Here is an 18,094-nt window from a genome sequence, read left to right on the forward strand (position 1 = left end):
ATGGCCCTGAACAGCCGCATCTGCCAAATGCTGAAGATCGAATACCCGATTGTCCTCGCCGGGATGGGCGGGGCCAGCGTGCCGGCGCTGGCGGCCGCGGTTTCGAATGCTGGCGGGCTTGGCGTTCTGGGTGCAGCAGCCTGCGCGCCCGAGCGTCTGCGAGACTGGATTCGCCAGACCCGAAAACTGACCGACAAGCCCTTCGGGGTCGATACCCTGCTGCCGGCCTCGGTACGCCGGGGCAAGCCCCCGCAGAGCGGCGCAGCACCCGCCGATCCGATGGCGCTGGCGGCCGAATACCGCCAGTTTGCCGCAGATTTCATGGCCAGCGAAGGATTGGCCAGTGCCGATGGCGAGGCGGTACGGCGGGCGATCGGCGGGCGCGATGCCGAGGGCGGGCCGCCACTGTTCTCGAAAGAGTTCTTCGAAGCCCAGATGGAAGTGGTGATCGAGGAAAAGGTCCCGGTCTATGCCGCAGGCCTTGGCAACCCCGGTCCGTGGATGGACAGGCTCCACGCCAATGGAACGGTCGTCATGGCGGTGGTCGGCAAGGTCCAGCACGCGCGGCAGGTGGTCGAAAGCGGGATCGACATGATCGTCGCCCAGGGCCACGACGGCGGCGGGCACAATTCGCCGATCGGGACAATTTCGCTGATCCCGCAGGTGGTCGATTCAGTGGGCGACCGCGTGCCAGTTCTGGGCGCGGGCGGCATTTCCGACGGGCGCGGTGTGGCCGCTGCGTTCATGCTCGGCGCCGAAGGCGCGTGGGTCGGCACGGCGTTCCTGGCCACCGAAGAGGCGGGGATCGAGGATTTCCAGAAAGAGGCAATCGTTGAGGGCGGCGATGCCGATACCGTGGTCAGCCGGTCGATCACCGGCAAGCCCGCGCGGATGATCCGCAACAAGTGGGCCGACGCCTGGGTCGCAGCCGGCAAGGAGCCCTTGCCGATGCCGTACCAGTCGATGATCGCCGGTCCGGTCATGGCAGCCGGCATCGAGGCCAAGCGCAAGGATATCCTGCCCGGCTTTGCCGGACAGGGCATTGGTCTGATCCATGCCGTGCGTCCCGCTGCCGCAGTCCTGGCGGATCTCGTTGGGGTGACTACACGAAAGTGACGTAACTGCACGCTAAGGGCGAACGGATAGCGAACACATGTGGCGGGCAGATTTCCGCTACGAACACGGTCCGCTTATTTTCGGACGATATGCCCACAGGTTGGCTGTCATGAGGGTGTAGCCACCTTCCCCATCGGGACGAAGAACAGCCAGAAAGTCCCGATCATCGCGTATCTGCGCATGAGCGATTGCTGATGCGGGAACTATATGCCTGTTTTCCTTACCTTGGATCACTCGTTTGATCCGTACTTGAAGGTTATACTGGCTCCGCCAATTTGGCAGACCATCGGAGCCGGGACTGGCCTTTGAGCTAATCGTCACTATGCGTCCGACAACGGCAAGGTCTCCACATGCATATTCTAGCGCATCTGCGGCCTCGCCATCTTGGACCGTGGCGCATCCGCTGAGGGCACAGAGTAGCGGCAATAGCAGTTTGCGGAGCAACGCTCGATGTTCCGACAGCATGCAGGTAATTCCCAAGTTCATGGCGTTTTTTGTTCCAGTGCCTTGTAGAGAGCTGTCTTCCCGATCTTGAGGCGCGCGGCGGCTTCGCGAACAGTTAGGCCCGCTGCGATATGCGCCCGCGCCTTGCGTAGCTTGTCGGGGGTGACGACAGGGCGGCGACCACCCTTGTTACCCCGATCGCGCGCGGCCTTGAGGCCAGCATGGGTGCGTTCCCGGATTAGATCTCGCTCGAATTGGGCAAGCGAGCCAAAGATGTTGAACACCAGCATCCCGCCCGAAGTGGTAGTGTCGATGTTTTCGGTGAGCGAGCGGAATCCGATGCCGCGCGCCGCAAGCTCGCCGACTTTCTCGATCAGATGGCTCATTGAGCGCCCAAGACGATCGAGTTTCCAGACCACCAGCGTGTCGCCGGTACGCAGATAGGCGAGCGCCTCGGCCAGGCCAGGCCGATCGGTCTTGGCGCCGGACGCATGGTCGTCGAAGATGCGCTCGCATCCGGCCACATTCAGCGCGTCATGCTGAAGCGCCAGCTTCTGATCGCCGGTCGATACCCGCGCATAGCCGATCAGTGCCACGACCGGTCCCAATCTGTCCGTTTTCCCATCAATTTGCATTCTTGTCCGAATCGCCATCGCGGGTCCAGAGTTGACGGACATATTCATGCTGACCGCCAGAGGACCGTCTGACGGACTCGCAAAGCGAAGGAGATGATGCGTGGCGAGACGGCGACTGGTGAGCCCGGAAATCTGGGCGGGGCATTATAGCGCGCCGCTCGATGAGCGCGAGATTGCGCGGCACTATACGCTGACCAGCGACGACGTGGAAATTGTCGGCCGCCGTCGCGGCGATGCCACCCGGCTCGGTTTCGCGATGCTCCTGCTCACTATGAGATGGCCTGGCCGTGCGCTGGAAGCGGGCGAAGTCCCGCCCGCTCCTGTGCTCGCCTATGTAGCGCAGCAACTCGACATCGCGCCTGAAGCCTTTGCGGCCTATGCTCATCGGGACCAGACCCGTCGCGAGCATCTCGTTGAAATCCGACGATCGCACGGGTTCAGGATCTTCGACCGCGACGCCTTCCGTGAAGTTGTCGCCTTCTCGATCCCGATCGCGCAGACCATCATCCATCCCGGCCAGATGGCAGGGGTCATCGTCGATGAACTCCGCCGTCGGCAGATCCTCCTGCCTTCTTCGTCGATTCTCGAAGCGGTACTGCGACGGGCTCGCCAGCAAGCTGAACAGCTTACCTATGAAGTGCTCACAAATGGCCTGCTGCCCGACACACTACAGGGCCTGGACGATTTGCTGGCGCGACGGTCGGGGCAGGCCACCACATGGCTATCCTGGCTACGCAATGCGCCACAGTCGCCGGCAGCGCGCACCATCCTGCGCCTGATCGAACGGCTCGCCTATGTCCGCGCGCTGGGCCTCGATCGCGCCCGTGCCGACATGATCCCGGCTTTGACTTTTGACAGGCTGGCGGACGAAGGCAGCCGCATCACGCCCCAGCACCTTGGCGAACTCAATGCCCTACGGAGACATGCAACACTGGCGGCAACCGGCATCCGCCTTGAGGAAAGCCTGACCGACGCGGCCCTGACGATGTTCGACAAGCTGTTGGGGAGCATGGCGCGCCGCGCCGAGAACCGGACTCGCGACAAAGCCCTAAAGACGGTGCGCGAGCTGCAAGGCCATCTCCGGACGCTCACGGGATCTTGCCGGCTCCTCATCGACGCGCGCACCAAGGGCGTGGATTTTCTGGCGCAGATCGAGGCGCTGGACTGGCAGCGCTTCGCCGTGGCCGTCGAGCAGGCCGAAGTGCTCGGGCGACCGGAAACCGTCGATCGCACGGCCGAATTGATCGAGCGGCATCGCACTGTGAAGCTCTTTGCCGGTGCCTTTCTCAACACCTTTGAATTTCGCGGCGCCGGTGCGGTGCAGGGGCTCCTGTCAGCGCTGGCCATCATCGCGGAGCTCTACCAGACCGGCAAAAGGCGCTTGCCTGATCGCGTGCCGCTGCGCTTTGTGCCGTCCGCATGGCGGCCGTTCGTCCTGCGCGATGGCATCGTCGATCGTGCCGCCTATGAACTATGCGCCCTGTCGCAGCTACGTGAACGGCTGCGAGCGGGAGACATTTGGGTCGCGGGAAGCCGGCAGTTTCGCGATTTCGACAGCTATCTCATCCCGCCGGCGACCTTTGCGGCGCTTCACGAGAAGGGGCCTTTGCCGCTAGCCATCGAAACGGATTTCGAGCGCCATATCGAGGAAAGGCGCACCAGGCTCGACACGGCGATCGAACAGGTGACGATCCTCGCGCGTCAGGGCGAGCTGCCCCAGGTGAGGCTTGACGAAAACGGCCTCATCATCTCGCCGCTGAAGGCGGCAACGCCGCCCGCCACCGAGATTGCCCGTCGCGCCGCCTATGATCGACTGCCGCGCGTGAAGATCACCGATCTTCTGCTTGAGGTCGATGCCTGGACCGGGTTCAGCGAATGCTTCATCCACCGGCGTTCGGGTAGGGAAGCCGACGATCGCAATGCCCTGCTTACCGTCATCCTCGCCGACGGCATCAATCTCGGCCTCACGCGGATGGCGGAAACCTGCCGGGGCGCAAGTCTGCGTCAGCTCGCCCATCTTCACGACTGGCATATTAGCGAGGCCGCTTATGGCGAAGCGCTGGGAAGGCTGATCGACGCCCATCGCGCCATGCCACTCGCCGCGCTGTGGGGAGACGGCACCACTTCGTCGAGCGACGGACAGCAATTTCACGCTGGCGGTCGTGGGGCCGCGATCGGCGACATCAACGCACGCAGCGGCAACGAACCGGGCGTCGCCTTCTACACCCATGTCTCGGATCGATATGATCCCTTCGCGAGCAGGGTGATCGCGGCGACTGCCGGCGAAGCGCCTTATGTGCTGGATGGCTTGCTGTATCATCAGACCGGCCTGACGATTGAGGAGCACTACACCGATACAGGCGGGGCATCGGACCATGTGTTCGGCCTCATGCCTTTCTTCGGCTACCGCTTCGCGCCGCGCCTCCGCGATATCAGGGAGCGTCGCTTGCACCTCCTGCCTGGCCAGGAATCTGGCCAGCTGCTCACTGGCATGACGGCCGAGCCGATCGCATTGGGTCATGTCGCCGCGCATTGGGACGAACTGCTGCGGTTCGCCACATCGATCCGCACCGGCACCGTCACCGCTTCGGCGATGCTCCGCCGGCTGTCCGCCTATCCCCGACAAAATGGACTGGCCCTCGCGTTGCGCGAGCTTGGCCGCCTCGAACGCTCGATCTTCATGCTCGACTGGCTGCGCGACATTGACCTGCGCCGGCGCACCCAGGCGGGCCTCAATAAGGGTGAAGCCCGCAATGCGCTCGCCCGCGCGCTCTTCTTCAACCAACTCGGCGAGCTGCGTGATCGGCGCTTCGAGAACCAGACTTATCGGGCATCGGGCCTCAATCTGCTCGTCGCCGCCATCATCCTGTGGAACACCCGCTATCTCGAAATGGCGTTGGCTGACATCGGTACGCCCGACGAGATCGCACGCCACATCGCACCGTTGGGCTGGGAGCACATCTCGCTGACAGGGGACTATAGCTGGAATGTCGAAGATCGCCCAGATCCGGATGCCTTGCGGCCGCTGCGCGCCGTCAGCTCCTTGCTCGCCGCGTGACGTTCGCTATCCGTTCGCCCTTACCGTGCAGTTGCGTCACTTTCGTGTAGTCACCCCATGATGAGGAGCTTGTATCCGGCCATCTGCTTGTGAAGTCGCAGCAGGCGGCGTTCGTCGCGTGCTTCCATCATCTGGCTGACCAGCGCGGATGCGGTGACGAACCCGACGGTCAGGCCCTTCTGGCAGGCCGCGAGGCCCAGGCCGATTGCGACATGGGTCTTGCCGGTTCCCGACGGTCCCAGGGCAATGACGTTCTCGCGCCGGTTGATCCATTCGCAGCGCGCCAGTTCCAGCACCTGCATTTTGTTGAGCTTGGGGATGGCGGTAAAATCGAAGCTGTCGAGGCTCTTGGCCGCCGGGAACCGTGCGGCTTTGATCCGGCGCTCGACCATCCGGCGTTCCCGGTCGATCAGCTCCAGTTCAACAAGCCGGGCAAGGTAGCGGACATGATCCACGCCTTCTGCTGCGCATTGCCGGGCCAGCTTGTCATGCTCGCGCAGGAACGTCGGCAGCTTGAGCGTCTTGAGGTGGCTGGCCAGTAACAGCTCGGGCAGCAGTTCGGGAGCCTGGCTGCTCATGCCGCATCCTTCGCATTGTCCGACAGCAGCCGCATGTACGAGCGCGCCGATGTCGCCTCCACCCTGGCCCTTGGCAGGTAGGGATAGATCGCCATGTCCAGTCTGGGCACCCGGCGCTCCACCCGGCACAGCAGCAGATGCTTCACTGCATCGAAGCCGATCGCGCCCATGTCGAGGGCCTGCTTCACCGCGCCATGCAGATCGGCCAGAGCGAAGCTCTCCAGCAGGCGCAGCACCTGCACATACTCGCGCCGGCCATGCTTGCCCATCCGTGCTTCCATGAGACGGCGCAGCGATGCAAACGCCTCGGGCAGGTTCCAGGCCTGCAAGGGCGCGGCCTGATCGAGGGCATTGATCTTCTGTTCGATCAGGGGAAGGTAATGGACCGGATCGAAGATCACATCCTCGCGCTCGTAGCTGCGGGGATGGCGGGCAATGACCTCGCCCCGGCAGCCGATCACCACCTCGCCGACATAGCCCCGGATCCACACCTCCTGGTGGCCGAAGCGTACCGGCACCGAGTAATCGTTGGTCCGGTAGCGCACCAGCGCCTGCGACGAGACCTGGCCGCTGGTCTGGTCACAGGCCTCGAAGGGGGAAGCCGGCAGTTCCTGCATCGCCGCCAGATCGCGCTGCAGCCTCTCGCCGATCGTCTCGCTCTCGCCCCGCAGCCGGTCGTTCTGCCGTTTGCGGCATTGCTCCTCGAGCCACAGGTTGAACGCCTCCCATGTCGCGAACCGGGGGATCGGGACCATGAAGTTGCGGCGGGCATAGCCGACAAGGCCTTCAACGCCGCCCTTGTCGTTACCCTTGCCGGGGCGGCCATACCGGTCCCGGATCAGGTAGTGCGACAGGAAGGCGCTGAACAGCCTCGCGCGCAGCCGCGTCCCGTCGGGCAGGATCTTCGAGACCAGGCAGCGGTCGTTATCGTAGACGATCGACAGCGGCACCGCGCCGAAGAACGCAAAGGCGTGAACATGGCCGTCCATCCAGGCCTCGGCAACGGCAGCCGGATAGGCGCGTACGTAGCAGGCGTCGCTGTGCGGCAGATCGAGCACGAAGAAGTGCGCCTTCTGCTCCACCCCGCCGATCTCTACCAGAGCTTCTCCAAAATCTGCCTGCCCATGGCCGGGTGCGTGCGCCAGCGGCACGAACATCTCACGCCTGCGCTGATCCCGCTCCCGGATGTAATCCTTGATGATCGTGTAGCCTCCGGTGAAGCCATGCTCTTCGCGAAGGCGGTCGAACACACGCTTCGCCGTATGGCGCTGCTTGCGCGGAACCTGACGGTCCCCATCCAGCCACGCATCGATGACCGGAATGAACGGTCCTAGCTTGGGCCGCCGAACCGCCGCCGTGCGACGGTAGCCGGGTGGCTCGGAATACGACAGCATCTTGCAGACCGTGTCGCGCGATAAGTTGAAACGCTTCGCTGCCTCGCGCTGGCTCATCCCTTCAGCGCAAGCCAGGCGAACCCTCAGATAAAGTTCCACGGTGTAAATCCCTCATCCCTCCTCGCCCAATCTGCGAAAAGGGAAAAAGTGGACGACTTTTACGCCGCCCGCAGCAACACAACGCCGCCGCTACCGTGGTCTAATTTTGCACCGCCGTTCTCAATTGAGCGCATGATTGCGCGTTATCCGGAACTGGAAGGTGAGGAATTGAACCGGACGCTGAGCTATCTCAAGCGCGAGGCGTCCGCCATGGATCAGGCGATGATCGCCTCCAATCCCGATATCATGCGGCAATACCGGCAACTAAGCCGCGATCATTACCTCGACCGGTTGCGCCCGTCGCAGCTTGCCCTCGCCACGATAGTCGCGTTGGTGATTGTCGTGGCTCTCATCTTGGCGGTGATTTTGCTATAGTGGCGTCGGCTATACGGGCAATCGTCGCGTGCCAAAGGGGACCGTTCGATTTGCCCGTATGGCGAATGACCCGCAATCGACATTCGATGGCTGCCGGCTGCTGAGATCACATGCACTTGCACGCTATTGTGCCTATGTTCCGTCATGCCGGCTACAGTCCGTCAGGAGCCTGGCGTTTTCGGGGCGTGTGATGCCAAGATGTGCTTGCGTCCAACAGGAGGTGCCGGCTGTCGGGGCTCTTGCGGACATTCCGGCAAGGCGATCGATGGACAATTCTGGATTGACGCCGGAAGCATGTGATACCGGCCACCGCGGCCGATCCTGGAAACGCCAACACCTCCTGCATCCGATAAAACGGGATAGGATGGGCGCAGACGCTGACACACTGACGGGACCCGGCTAAGGGATCAGCATGGCTTTGCTCTGCCTTATCGGTCGTCACAGACCCTCGATGTCCTCGATCACGCGCGGCAAGAATGGCGGCTATGCAGGCCTGTGCGATGGCTGCGGTCTACCGCTTGAACGGGCGGAGAAAGGACCATGGCGGGCCAGCGAACCCCTGACATCTCGCCAGCGTTAGACCGTTTGCGACATCGGTAGATTATCCGCTCTCTTGTTTCTTGCCGTTTCCTGACAACAGGATACCAGGTCAGTTGCAGGGCAATGTCGGGCAAGGATCGGTTTCGTCAATGGGGTCCAGCGTCGTGTCGAGATCGTGCGGCAGCTTTCTCAGCTTCTTGCCCTTGAAGGGCCAAATGCGCTGATTGGCATCCTCCGTATCGTCTGCATTGCCACCGCCCGAGCCATCCGTCGCCGCCTGAGGGGCTTTGTAAAGCGCATTTTCATGGGTCGTTCCGGAGGCCTCGTGCAGCGGGTTCTCGCCGGATTTTCTCGTATCCGTCTCAACGGGTTCGGACTGGACCGCCTGAGGCTGGCGCCTATCCGGTTCAGCCGTCTGCGCATTGCTGGCGGCTGTAAACGCCATCGTGCCCGCTACGATCATACCCGCGAACCGGGCTGTCCTGTATGAGCGTGTGACCATTGGTTCCCTCTCCCTGTCTGGCATAATCATCGAGGCGTTCACTTATCATCGCGTCAACATGAACTGCGCCCTAATGCACGGTTGGCGATGATGCAGATGCGTGGATCATGGAGGGCTCACGTTGTCTTCGCGCTGGCGCCTTTCATTGCCGGTCTATTTGGCATGAAAATCGGTATAATATTAGCATGTTTTAGCGTAATGGCCGCAAGCAACAAAATTTGGAAGCAGGAAAATCAGCGTCATGCGCAGCGATAGGCAGCAATCAGCGCGACAACTCCGACGTATGGTCAAATGGATCATTATGGCAGGCGTCTTGATGGTCGTCGGCGCGCTTCTCTATCTGCGAGCAATGGATGCATGGAGCACCCATGCCGTTATCGCGACGGTTCTGGGTGTGTTCCTCTCCGTCCTTCTGGGCTGCGGATTGTTCGCGCTGGCTTTCTATAGCGACAAGAGCGGTCACGATGAGGACGTGAGCAATACTACGTCAAAACGCAATGATGAGCATGACGTGTGATGTCTCCTTGGAAGCGCTTAGCAAAAACCGACGCGATTGACGTGGACCTGACGATAATGGGCCTATCCTCGCAAATTCAGGGGTTACCACTGGAATCCCCTACGGAAACTTCTCGCCGGAGGGCAGCACCGGGATTGCTGACGAGGACGTGGCAACGCTCGATTCCGCGACCAAGGTAGACTGGTCACGGCTCAGTTTTGGCACCGCCTATAATCTCTTCGAGAGTAGTGAAGCCTTTGCGGAAATAGCACGTTTCGTGCTGTCCGGCTATGTCGATGTGGAATTGAGCGACACCGACATCAGAACCGCGCCGACCGGCACCTGCACGGTCGAACGTTTCGCCTTCAGCTTCGACCAGGCCCGCGTTCACGACCTCAAGGAAAGAACGTACGGGCTTGGCCTCAAGATGGAGTATGCAATGTCCCTCGCCGAGAGGCTGGGTCTGAAACTGAATGTGGAAATCGGCCCTTACCTCTATGATTTCAAACGAGAAATAACCGAGACCGACCGGTCCAGCTTTATTCTCCCGCTCGACAATGAGTTTGCGCTGAACTCCACCGAAAGCGATAGCGGCGTCGGTCTGAGGGCACACGCCCTACTCAAGCTTGAATATGATCTCGGCGGCGGCTTTACCATCGGCGCCGCGGGCTCCTATGCCTGGCGCTCGGACGGGCGGGGCGTCTTTGTGCCTAAGTCCGGCGTCAGACCCTTGGCGGACAAACGACCATGCTACGCCGGGAGGAGCGCGATGAATTCGGCGTGAGAGTGATCCTTGAGATCCCGTTCGGGGGGTCGAGGCTCGCCGCCGCGGAGGCCGTCCCGGCGGTGTCAAACCTTGAGAGGAAAGCGGCAAGGTGGCCCCTTGCTGAGCAATAAACCCAATGACAAACTGTAATATCTCCTCATAGTTGCCGTTTAGCCTCCTAGAGGCTGTGGGAAGAGCTATAGCGTCCTATCAATAAGGGAGAAGAGATATGTGGCGGGCCTTCGTTGCCAGTTTGGCGCTGACCGTATTCGCGCAAGGAAGCATGGCGCAGGCGCGCAACATCGTCATCACTAACGATGATGGCCTTTCGAACAATGTCGTGGCGCTTTACAAGGCCCTGAAGGCGGAAGGGCACGATGTTGTGGTGTCGGTGCCATGCACCAACCAGAGCGGTATGGGCACCGCGCTCAAGATCGGCAGGCCGGTCGTGCCATTGGAGGCAGCCTGCCGCGCCGATGCCGCGCAGCCGGGAGACCCCGGAACGGGCGCAATGACGCGCCAAGACCTTGTCGCAGGCGACTTTTTCTATGTAGACGGCACGCCCACCATGGCGATGCTCTATGGTGTCGATGTCGTGGCGGCGAAGCGGTGGGGCAAGGCGCCGGATCTCGTCCTGTCCGGCCCCAACGAGGGGCAGAATGTCGGCGCGATCATTCTGAGTTCGGGCACGGTAAGCGCCGCCCAGGGCGCAGCGGTGCGGGGCATTCCGGCGATCGCGCTCAGCGCCGGTGGGCGTACGGTCGACGACAAGGCCTTCAGCAACCCGGATTCGGCCCGTGTGGCGCAGCTTTCTGCCGAGTTGGTCGGTCGGCTCGACAAGCTGGCGGGAGAGGCTTCGCTCTTGCCCAGCGGCATGGCGCTCAATGTCAACTTTCCGGACAAGCTGGAAGGTGCGAAATGGCGAAGTGCCCGCATCGGAACGTACAATGCCTATGAACTGCGCTTTGTCGACGACATGGCGGCATCGAGTTCACCCGAAATGGTTGCCATGGCCAAGGAGCACGGCATGGAAATCCCGCACCTGCCCGGGCTTTCTGCGCAAAGGGATACCGGAACGCCGACCGCGATGCAGGCTGACGACGAGTCCGTTGTCTACAAGACCGCAATCTCGGTCAGCCCGATGCAAGCCGGATACGAACCTGTTGCGTTTGAGGGCTGGGGGCGCTGGCTGGTGGGGGCGCTTAACTCGGACGAATAGGCCAGCCGGCAACAGGGTTGGCCAACCAAAGAGGTCAATTCAAGCCGCCTCCAATGGCGCGATAAATCTCCACCATATTGGTTGCACGGTTCAACCTTGCCGCAATCAACGATTGTTCAGCACTGTAGACCGTCCTCTGGGAATCGAGCGTCACCAGAAAGCCATCGACACCTGCGCGAAATCGCGCATCGGAGAGCCTGTAGGCGGACCTGGCCGCATCCCGCAGCGAGACTTGTGCTTCGAGCTCGTCCGCCATCGTCGCGCGTCTTGCAAGTGCGTCAGCGACTTCCCTGAAACCGGATTGGACGCTCTTTTCATATGTGGCCACCATGGCGTCGTAGGTGGCACGCGAATAGCGAAGATTGCCCGTGTTCCTGCCAAAATCGAAAATGGTCAGATCGGCAGACGGTGTCACCGTCCAGTAATCGCTACCCGATCCGAACAGGTTTGAAAGGCCAAGGCTCATCGAGCCCAACGCCGCGGTCAGCGAAATTCGCGGAAAGAAGGCGGCGCGAGCCGCGCCGATATTGGCGTTCGCGGCACGAAGGCGGTGTTCGGCAGCGACGATATCCGGGCGGTTCAGCAACAATTCTGACGGGAGTTCGGCCGGGAGTTCATCAAGCGTGACGTCCGTTTCAGGAAAGCCTGATGGAAGATCGCTGGCGGTAAGCGCCGTGCCAGCCAGAAGATCGAGGGCGTTCCTGTCCTGCGCTACACGGGTGGTCGACGCGGCGATATCGGCCCGCGCCTGATCGTAGCTTGTCTGTGCCTGGCGAACTTCAAGCTCGGACGCGATACCCTTGGCAAACCGGGCCCTCGTCAATTCCAGGGTTTGCCCGAACGCCTGTTCAAGGTCATGCGCAATTCGGAGCCGTTCCTGATCCGCCGCCATTGTCAGCCATGCCGTCGCCACTTCGGCGATCAGAGCTGTCTGTGCCGCGTTCCGGTTCTCGACACTGGCGAAAAATTCCTGCTGCGCTGCCGATGACAAGTTGCGGATCCGGCCAAACAGATCGATTTCCCAGGCCGACACGCCTGCCGAAGCCGAATAGGTATCGGTCCGGCCCGACACGGCCCCACCCGTGCTGCCCGCAAACGGCTGATCCTGATAGGCAGCGCTGCCCGTAACTCCAACCGTAGGCAAAAGATCTGCGCGCTGCACTCGATATTGCGCGCGTGCCTGCTCGACATTGGCAAGGGCGATGCGAAGATCACGGTTGTTGTCCAGAGCCATCTGGAGGACGCGCGTCAGACGCGGATCGACGAAAAAGTCATGCCAGGCGGTTTCGGCTGACACGGTCATGACCGTACCGGCCGCACCTTCACCCGGCCCGGCAAGTCCGGCTGCTGCAGTTGTTTCAGGCACAGGCAGTTCGGGGCGTACATATTTGGGCGCCATATTGCACGCAGTCAGTGCAAGTATCAGCGCAGGGGTGGCGAGCAGCTTCGTATTTCGCATGGTCATGCCTCCCGCGGCATATCGGGTTCATCGCCGTCACGCCCTGCGATGAGATGTTCCTGATGCTGGCGGAACACGCGCTTCACCACCGTAAAGAACAAGGGAACGAAAAAGATCGCCAGCACCGTTGCCGAAACCATGCCGCCCACCACGGCCCAGCCGATTGCATTCTGGCCGCCCGCACCCGCACCGGTTGATAGCGCCAGCGGCAGCACGCCGAAAGTGAAGGCAAGACTGGTCATGAGGATCGGACGGAGGCGCAGTTTGCCCGCTTCGAGGGCAGCCTGAACCGGAGATAGCCCCTGACGCATCTTTTCTTCCGCGAACTCGACGATCAGGATCGCGTTCTTGGCCGATACGCCTATGGTGGTAATGATGCCGACCTGAAGATAGATGTCGTTGTTCAGACCTGCCAGGGTTGCTGCAACCACCGCCCCGAGTACGCCGAGAGGGACAACGAGCATCACTGCCACTGGCACGGACCAGCTTTCATACAGCGCGGCGAGACACAGGAACACGATCAGCATGGACAGAGCATAGACCGCCGGAGCCTGACCACCCGAAGTTCTTTCCTCGTATGAAATACCACTCCATTCGATACCCACTCCGTCGGGCAATTGCGTGGCAAGTTCCTCGACGGCTTCCATCGCCTCGCCGGTCGACACGCCAGGTGCTGGCGCGCCCACGATCTGAATGGACGATACGCCGTTGAAGCGTTCCAGTTTCGCCGGACCTTGTGCCCACTCCGTTGTCGCGAACGCCGAAATTGGCGCCATCGTACCGCTGTTACCGCGTACATGAAACGCGCCAATGGATTCAGGGCTTGTGCGGAATTGTGCGTCGGCCTGTACGAACACCTTTTTTACGCGGTCACGATCGATAAAATCGTTGACGTAAGTGCCCCCCATTGCGGTGCTGATAGTGGCATTGATGTCTGATTGGGCGACTCCGAAAGATCCGGCTGCAGCCTGATCGACATCCAGCTTGAGTTGCGGCGTATCATCAAGGCCGTTGGGCCGCACTTGCGAGAGTCGGGGGTCCGTGGACGCCAAGCCGAGGAACTGATTGCGTGCCTCGGTCATTTTCCGGTGGCCGAGGCCCGCACGGTCAACAAGCTGCACTTCGAAGCCTGAGGCATTGCCCAGTTCCCGGACAGCGGGTGGGGCAAAGGCGATTATCATGCCGGACGTTATCTTCTGGAATGCCATGTTGGCGCGTTGGGCAACAGCGGCAACCCCGTTTTCGCTTCCTTCGCGTTCCGACCAGTCGCGCATGTCAACGAAAATCATGCCGACATTCTGGCCCTGCCCCGCAAATCCGAAGCCGGCGAGCGTGAATACATTGGCGACATTGTCGCCTTCCTCGGTGATGTAGTGCGCGCGCGCGCGGGCGAGAGTACGCTCCGTCTCTTCAATGGTGGAACCGGCGGGCAAATAGACCTGATTGATGATCGTTCCCTGATCCTCGTCAGGCAGGAAACCACTGGGGAGCCTAAGGAAGATTACCGCCATTCCGACGACGACCAGCGCGTAGATCGCCATTGATTGGCCCCATCGCCGCTCGACCTTTCCCAGAGCACCGCCATAGTGGCTTACACCGCGATCGAAGGTAGTGTTGAACCAGTTGAAAAACCTGTCGGACAATCCGGCAAGTCCGGTCCTGCTGCGTTCCGGGTTATGCCCGTTGGTGGACGGCTTGAGGATGCTGGCGCACAAAGCGGGGGTCAGGATAAGCGCTACCAGAACCGAAAGCGCCATGGCAGAGGCAATGGTGATGGAAAACTGCCGGAAAATTACCCCCGTGGAACCACCGAAAAACGCCATCGGTATGAACACCGCAGACAGGACAAGCCCGACACCAACCAGGGCTCCGCTGATTTCGTCCATGGACCGTCGCGCGGCCTCCTTGGGACTCAGTTGCTCGGTGTGAATGAGCCTTTCCACGTTCTCGACAACAACGATGGCGTCATCGACCAGCAGGCCAATTGCCAGCACCATGCCGAACAGGGTGAGCGTATTGATCGTAAAGCCAGCCAGCGCCAGAATCGCGATTGACCCCAGAAGAACGACGGGTATGGCAATTGTAGGGATCAGGGTCGCCCGCCAGTTCTGAAGGAACAGGAACATGACGAGGAAGACCAGGACAACGGCCTCGATCAGCGTGTAGATGACTTGCTCGACCGACAATTCGACAAATGTCGAGTTATCGACCGGGAATTCGTATTTCACCCAGGCAGGAAAATCATCCGACAATGTATCCAGTTCGGCCTTGATTGCCTCGACCGTATCGAGCGCATTGGCGCCAGGAGCCAGATTTATGCCGACAGCCGCAGCCGGATGACCATTGAACTTTCCCCTGAAACCATACGTTTCGATGCCCAGTTCGACTCGCGCAACGTCAGCCAGGCGGACGACCGAACCGTCGCTATTGTTGCGCAGCATGATCTCGCGGAACTCATCGACCGTCTGCAATCGTGACTGGGCCGTGATCGTGGCATTCAGCACCTGCCCTCCGGGCGAGGGCGCGCCTCCGACCTGACCGGCGGACACCTGTGCGTTTTGCGCCCTGATCGCACTCAGAATATCCGCTGTCGTGATGCTCAGGTTTGCCATCTTGTATGGATCGAGCCAGATGCGCATCGCATATTGTGCGCCAAGAAGCTGCGTATCGCCCACGCCGGTCAGCCGGCTGAGGCGGTCCTGCAATGTTGATGCGATAAAGTCGCCCGCGTCATTCTGATCGTGAATACCATCATCGGCATAGACAGCCATGATCATCAGAAACGTCGAACTGGACTTGGTTACACGCAACCCCAGTTGCTGAACTTCCTGCGGTAACATGGGTGTTGCCTGCGCCAGCTTGTTCTGGACCTGCACTTGCGCGATGTCCGGGTCGGCACCTTGCTCGAAAGTCAAGGTGACAGTCAGATTTCCGGCCCCGTCGCTGGACGAGGTGAAATAGCGCAGATTGTCTATGCCCTTGAGCTGCTGCTCGATCACTTTCGTGGTTGTGTTTTCCAGTGTTTCCGCGTCAGCGCCCGGATAGCTGCCCATGATCTGCACGGTCGGGGGCGCGATCGACGGGAACTGGGCCACAGCAAGGGAACGCAAGGCAATTGCGCCCGCAAGCATCAACACGATGGCAAGGACCCATGCAAAGATGGGTCTGTCAATGAAGAAACGCGACATTTGCTACTTCGTCCCGCTTGCGCTGGCGGTCACTTGCTGCGGTTTTTCAGGCTTTACTACCGTGCCTGGGCGCAGGTTCATCAGACCCTCGACGATAAGCCGGTCGCCAGGCTTGAGCCCGTCCGTCACAATCCACTTATCGCCGACCGCGCGATCCGTCTTGACTTGACGAACCTCAACCTTGTTGTCCTTGCCAATCACCATGGCGGTGGCGCGGCCGCGCACATCCCGGGAGATGCCTTGCTGGGGGGCTAGTATGATATTGATGCGCTCACCTTCGACAACCCGTGCACGCACATACATGCCGGGAAGCAGCAGGCCGTCGGGATTGGGAAAGGTGGCGCGCAACACAACTGCGCCGGAGTCCGGGTCGACAGTGACATCGGAAAACTGAAGCCGCCCCTCAAGGGGATAGACCGAGCCATTTGGAAGAGTCAGCTTTATGCGTGCGCCATCACTTTCGTTCAGTTCGCCGGCAGCCAGGGACTGCCTGAGGTCGATGAGCTGCGCGGCGGACTGGGTCACATCGACATAGACCGAATCGGTTCGCTGGATTGTCGCCAGAGGGCTTGCTTGCGCCGCCGAGACAAGCGCGCCGGGCGTGATCAGCGAGCGACCGATTCTCCCCGAAATCGGAGCGCGAATGCGTGTGAAATTCTGGTTGACCTGCGCGACACGCAGCGCACCTTGCTGCGCTGCGACGTTGGCGCGGGCCTGCGCCGCAGCTGCTGCCGCATCGTCAAATTCCTGCTTGCTGACGGCATTGATCGCAACAAGGTCTTTGTAGCGGCTCGCTTGTGAAGCGGTTGAGTTGATCGTTGCCCTGGCGACAGCAAGGGCACCCTGAGCCTGCGCAACGGCCGCGCGATAAGGTGCGTCCTCGATTTCATACAAGACCTGTCCCGCCCTGACGAAGCTGCCTTCTTCAAACAACCTGCGGCGAATGACACCGGAAATCTGCGGTCGAACATCGGCCGTTTCCCGAGCGGCAATCCGTCCCGGCAGTTCGTTTGCCAGTTCTGTCGATCCTGTCGCGAGCGTGACGATTCCCACAGTTGGAGGAGGCGGCTCGAACTGTTCCTGCCCACAGGCCGCAAGCGAGAGTGTCAGGATACAGGCGAGAATTACGCCTTGTATGCCATTTTGCATGGTGCATTTTCCGTTGTAAACACGTACTGGCGAGTAAATGAACGCTCATTCACTCGCCAGTCGAGTAGGTTTCGAAAACTAGGATTGCAAGGTGAAATAGACGGGGAGTGGTGAAATGTCCGCGATCGAACACAAGCTGCCCAGTAAGGATCGCATCCTGCTTGCGGCGCGTAAGCTCTTTGGCGAAAACGGTTTTCATCGGACATCAATGTCCGAACTGGCGGCAGGGGCGGACATGTCGGTCGGTCTGATCTACCGCTCGTTCAAGAGCAAGGAAGAGATAATCGAGGCGATTGTTTGCGCCGATTTCGATCGCAAACTCGCTGAGTTCGAAAGCCTTCGGCAGAGGTTGGTCGATGGAGAGCTAACGGTCAGGCAAACTTTCGAAGAGCTCTTCCAAAAAACCATCGAGGAGAATCGAGAGGCCTTGGCATTCGACATCCTTGCGGAAGGCTTTAGAAACGGGCGAGTCGGAAGAACCATTGACGAATCGTGTCAGCGGTTTCGCGATTATTTGCGCCAATTCATACGAACTGCGAATGGCGGATTGAACAACGAAGAACTTGAGGGTGCGACTGAGTTGGCGTTGTGCTGTCTGTTTGGTCTCGGGCATCGCAACATATCAAAGCCTCGGCTTGGCGCTGTTCAAACCGCTCGTCAGAGTGCCAGAATGGTTACAGCCGCGCTGGAAGGCCTCTGAAAAAGAGGCTACACGCAGTCAGGACTACCAGGAACTGGCCTGCGTCCTGATGGATCAACCCAGACCGGGCCGGAAAGATGCCTAGTAGCGGCGCTTCATATCGTACTGAGCCGCGCCTAGTTGATCCGGGAGATAGAGCGACGCATGGGACGGGACGGGCCTGGCGCGCAATACGATCCGCAAGTACTTGCGCAACGGCACGGTGGAACGCGCTCGTGCCCGCATTATCACATGGCATCGTTATAGCACCAACGTCTCCCGTCCAGGTCAAGACGCGGCTCATCAACATTGCGCTTCAAATGCATAAAGTGGGCCCGGGACAGCGTTCCCGATGCAACGGATGAAGGCGGTTCTGAATGACCACCAACGGCAATCG

General features: G+C 60.6%; 13 protein-coding genes and 1 pseudogene. 7 read left to right on the top strand and 7 right to left on the bottom strand.

Translation table 11 applies throughout. From position 1 onward, the window contains the following. Window positions 1-1,116: an NAD(P)H-dependent flavin oxidoreductase gene (locus JI59_RS23910; protein ID WP_007016023.1), complete on the top strand. Its 1,116-nt coding sequence runs from the start codon at window positions 1-3 to the stop codon at window positions 1,114-1,116. Window positions 1,117-1,598: 482 nt separating this feature from the next. On the opposite strand, the gene JI59_RS23915 is transcribed toward JI59_RS23910, so the two are convergent. Then, window positions 1,599-2,156, bottom strand: coding sequence for a recombinase family protein (locus JI59_RS23915; RefSeq protein ID WP_031290454.1), 558 nt, complete (start codon window positions 2,154-2,156; stop codon window positions 1,599-1,601). Window positions 2,157-2,295: 139 nt separating this feature from the next. Between JI59_RS23915 and JI59_RS23920 the strand changes: the two genes are divergently transcribed. Further along, window positions 2,296-5,253 carry a Tn3 family transposase gene (locus tag JI59_RS23920; protein ID WP_039859054.1) on the top strand — a complete coding sequence of 986 codons (2,958 nt, stop codon included), beginning with the start codon at window positions 2,296-2,298 and terminating at the stop codon, window positions 5,251-5,253. Window positions 5,254-5,309: 56 nt separating this feature from the next. On the opposite strand, the pseudogene JI59_RS23925 reads toward JI59_RS23920, so the two are convergent. Then, a pseudogene (locus JI59_RS23925) lies at window positions 5,310-5,831 on the bottom strand (ATP-binding protein); the annotation flags it as partial. After that, window positions 5,828-7,324, bottom strand: a complete 1,497-nt coding sequence (gene istA / locus JI59_RS23930; protein ID WP_039859056.1) for an IS21 family transposase — start codon at window positions 7,322-7,324, stop codon at window positions 5,828-5,830. The pseudogene JI59_RS23925 and the gene istA, both read right to left, overlap by 4 nt. 48 nt (window positions 7,325-7,372) lie before the next feature. Here istA and JI59_RS23935 point away from each other — a divergent pair, with 48 nt between their 5' ends. Continuing rightward, window positions 7,373-7,699 (top strand): hypothetical protein, encoded by a 327-nt coding sequence (locus tag JI59_RS23935; RefSeq protein WP_138921582.1) that lies wholly within the window; start codon window positions 7,373-7,375, stop codon window positions 7,697-7,699. A 649-nt stretch (window positions 7,700-8,348) separates the two neighbouring features. On the opposite strand, the gene JI59_RS23940 is transcribed toward JI59_RS23935, so the two are convergent. Then, the gene (locus JI59_RS23940; protein ID WP_138921583.1) at window positions 8,349-8,741 is read right to left on the bottom strand and encodes a hypothetical protein; all 393 of its coding nucleotides are present in this window, start codon (window positions 8,739-8,741) and stop codon (window positions 8,349-8,351) included. 241 nt (window positions 8,742-8,982) lie between these two features. On the opposite strand from JI59_RS23940, the gene JI59_RS23945 reads away from it, so the two are divergent. The 3 genes from JI59_RS23945 to JI59_RS23955 all read left to right on the top strand — a co-directional run bounded on the left by JI59_RS23945 (window position 8,983) and on the right by JI59_RS23955 (window position 11,222). Further along, on the top strand, window positions 8,983-9,258 hold the full coding sequence (locus tag JI59_RS23945) for a hypothetical protein (RefSeq protein ID WP_039859059.1): 276 nt from the start codon (window positions 8,983-8,985) through the stop codon (window positions 9,256-9,258). A gap of 148 nt (window positions 9,259-9,406) precedes the next feature. Further along, complete coding sequence (locus JI59_RS23950) at window positions 9,407-10,021, top strand: hypothetical protein (protein ID WP_007016032.1); 615 nt, start codon at window positions 9,407-9,409, stop codon at window positions 10,019-10,021. Between the two features lie 211 nt (window positions 10,022-10,232). Then, complete coding sequence (locus tag JI59_RS23955) at window positions 10,233-11,222, top strand: 5'/3'-nucleotidase SurE (protein ID WP_007016033.1); 990 nt, start codon at window positions 10,233-10,235, stop codon at window positions 11,220-11,222. A gap of 34 nt (window positions 11,223-11,256) precedes the next feature. Here JI59_RS23955 and JI59_RS23960 read toward each other — a convergent pair whose 3' ends face one another. From JI59_RS23960 to JI59_RS23970, 3 genes are read right to left on the bottom strand one after another with little or no spacing between them, the layout of a single operon-like run. Next, window positions 11,257-12,681 (bottom strand): efflux transporter outer membrane subunit, encoded by a 1,425-nt coding sequence (locus JI59_RS23960; RefSeq protein WP_039859099.1) that lies wholly within the window; start codon window positions 12,679-12,681, stop codon window positions 11,257-11,259. Between the two features lie 2 nt (window positions 12,682-12,683). Next, entirely contained in the window at window positions 12,684-15,869 is a 3,186-nt protein-coding gene (locus JI59_RS23965) for an efflux RND transporter permease subunit (protein WP_007016035.1), read from the bottom strand. 3 nt (window positions 15,870-15,872) lie between these two features. Beyond that, on the bottom strand, window positions 15,873-17,018 hold the full coding sequence (locus JI59_RS23970) for an efflux RND transporter periplasmic adaptor subunit (RefSeq protein ID WP_007016036.1): 1,146 nt from the start codon (window positions 17,016-17,018) through the stop codon (window positions 15,873-15,875). Between the two features lie 115 nt (window positions 17,019-17,133). On the opposite strand from JI59_RS23970, the gene JI59_RS23975 reads away from it, so the two are divergent. Further along, window positions 17,134-17,718: a TetR/AcrR family transcriptional regulator gene (locus JI59_RS23975; RefSeq protein ID WP_007016037.1), complete on the top strand. Its 585-nt coding sequence runs from the start codon at window positions 17,134-17,136 to the stop codon at window positions 17,716-17,718. Window positions 17,719-18,094: the final 376 nt, after the last annotated feature.

The sequence above is a fragment of the Novosphingobium pentaromativorans US6-1 genome, from assembly GCF_000767465.1.
GTDB lineage: Bacteria > Pseudomonadota > Alphaproteobacteria > Sphingomonadales > Sphingomonadaceae > Novosphingobium > Novosphingobium pentaromativorans.